Source organism: Mesorhizobium sp. LNHC252B00 (assembly GCF_000502955.1).
In the GTDB taxonomy this organism is placed as follows: Bacteria; Pseudomonadota; Alphaproteobacteria; order Rhizobiales; family Rhizobiaceae; genus Mesorhizobium.
This window is the reverse complement of record NZ_AYWO01000104.1, coordinates 1-631: the sequence shown is the minus strand read 5'-3', so window position 1 is coordinate 631 and position 631 is coordinate 1. Positions and strand designations below refer to the sequence as shown.

The following is a 631-nucleotide window of genomic DNA, read 5'->3' as shown; positions in this document are numbered from 1 at the left end:
AGGACCACGTGGGCCATCGGCAACTCCCTAATGCTTGACCGCGCCTTCTGTCAGGGCGCGTACGAAGTATCGCTGCAGGACGAGGAACAGCACCACGACAGGCACACTCATCATGAAGCTCGCCGCCATCAGGCCCGGAAAGTCCGTGGTGTTTTCCGAGAAGAAGCGCTGGATGCCGACCGGCAGGGTCAACTGTTCATTTTTGGAGAGGAACGTGTAAGCGTAAATGTACTCGTTCCACGCGCCGATGAAGGAATAGATCGCGGTGGCGATGATCCCCGGCGTCGAGAGCGGCATCACGATCATGATGAAGGCCTGGAACCGTGTTGCCCCATCGATACGCGCCGCCTGCTCGAGCTGCACCGGGATGTTGTCGTAAAAACCCTTGAGCAGCCAGATCGCCAGGGGCAGGCCGAACGTGAGATAGGTCAAGATCAGCGAGCCATGCGTGTTCACCAGCCCGATCGCGCGCATCAGGATGAAGAGCGGCACGAGAAAGATCACCGCCGGGAACATGTTGCGCAGCAGCACGGCGAAGAACAGGAAGTTCCGGCCGGGGAAGGTGAAGCGCGAAAACGCATAGGCCGCGGGGACGGCAACGATCACCGAAAGGATTGTCGTGACGGTCGAC

Annotated in this window: 1 protein-coding gene; it reads right to left on the bottom strand. The window is 59.7% G+C overall.

Going from position 1 to position 631, the window contains the following annotated elements:
• Positions 1 to 27 precede the first annotated feature (27 nt).
• Positions 28 to 631 (bottom strand): carbohydrate ABC transporter permease (locus tag X744_RS139715; protein ID WP_023763245.1); only part of this gene is annotated, 604 nt, incomplete at its 5' end.